3 protein-coding genes are annotated in these 1,240 nt (G+C 57.4%); all 3 read right to left on the bottom strand.

Annotated features, from left to right (window positions below):
- Positions 1-76, bottom strand: a 76-nt coding sequence (locus D8U18_RS29000) for a hypothetical protein (protein WP_241664306.1), incomplete at its 3' end; no start/stop codon positions are given.
- A 157-nt stretch (positions 77-233) separates the two neighbouring features.
- Positions 234-671, bottom strand: coding sequence for an FKBP-type peptidyl-prolyl cis-trans isomerase (gene fkpB, locus D8U18_RS06970; protein ID WP_172668667.1), 438 nt, complete (start codon positions 669-671; stop codon positions 234-236).
- 7 nt (positions 672-678) lie between these two features.
- A complete protein-coding gene (gene lspA / locus D8U18_RS06965; RefSeq protein ID WP_056855663.1) occupies positions 679-1,191 on the bottom strand; it encodes a signal peptidase II in 513 nt (170 codons plus the stop codon).
- Positions 1,192-1,240 lie beyond the last annotated feature (49 nt).

The raw sequence follows: 1,240 nt of genomic DNA, 5'->3' as shown, positions 1-1,240 counted from the left end.
GGGCGCGGTTGACGATTTCGATCGCCCGGTCCACACCGGCGCAGAAGCCACGGGGATTGGCGAGTTTGATTTGCATGCTGTGCCTCGTGTCTTGCGCGCAAGAAGTTAGATCATTACAAACCTGTAGGAGCAAAGCTTGCTCGCGAAAGCGGCAGATCAGTCGACATCAATGCTGGATGTGATGACGCCTTCGCGAGCAAGCTTCGCTCCTACAGTTGACCGAATCCGGTCAGTTACAGCGCTTTGACGGAGATGATTTCCACGTCAAAGGTCAACGTCTTGCCAGCCAGCGGATGGTTGAAGTCGATGGTCACTTGCGCGTCATCGAACTCTTTGACCACACCCGGCAATTCAGTATTGGCCGCATCGTTGAAGATCACCAGCAATCCTGGCGACAGGTCCATGTCCTGGAACTGTGAGCGCGGGATGATCTGCACGTTTTGCGGGTTAGGCTGGCCAAAAGCGTTTTCCGGCTCGATGCTCAGGGTTCGCTTGTCGCCCGCCTTGAAACCGAACAGTGCCGCTTCGAAACCTGGCAACAGGTTGCCATCACCGACCTTGAAGGTCGCCGGGGCTTTGTCGAAGGTGCTGTCCACCGTGTCGCCGTTCTCCAGGCGCAATGCGAAATGCAAGGTGACTTCCGTGTTCTGGCCGATGCGTTGCTCAGCCAATACCTGTTCAGTCATGAACGGTTTCTCCGGTCTTTTTACTTTTGAACATATCCAGTGCCAGCATTACCGCACCGACCGTAATTGCACTGTCGGCAAAGTTGAACGCCGGGAAGTACCAGCGGTTTTGCCAGTGCACCAGGATGAAATCGATCACATGGCCCAAGGCAATGCGGTCATACAGGTTGCCCAGCGCGCCACCGAGCACCAGCGCCAGCGCAACCGCCAGCCAGGTCTCGTTACGCCCCAGACGCTTGAGCCACACCACCAGCACCGCACTCACCCCAATCGCGATCAGGGCAAACAACCAGCGCTGCCAGCCGGAGCTGTCGGCCAGAAAGCTGAATGCCGCGCCAGTGTTGTAGGCCAGGGTCCAGCTGAAGTAATCGGGAATGATCACGATCTGCTGGTACATCTCGAGCCTGCCTTCGAAGTAGAACTTGCTGGCCTGGTCGATGACCAGAACCAGCAAGCTCAACCAGAGCCAGCCCAGTCGCCCGAAGCGACCAACGGCATTAGGCATAGTGACGAACCTCGCCGGCGCCGCTGATGTTGTCGACGCAACGACCGCA

Origin of the sequence: Pseudomonas sp. Sample_10, from assembly GCF_004321495.1 — a bacterium.
In the GTDB taxonomy this organism is placed as follows: domain Bacteria; phylum Pseudomonadota; class Gammaproteobacteria; order Pseudomonadales; family Pseudomonadaceae; genus Aquipseudomonas.
Note: the sequence above shows the minus strand (reverse complement) of the source record. Positions and strands in the feature narration are given on the sequence as shown.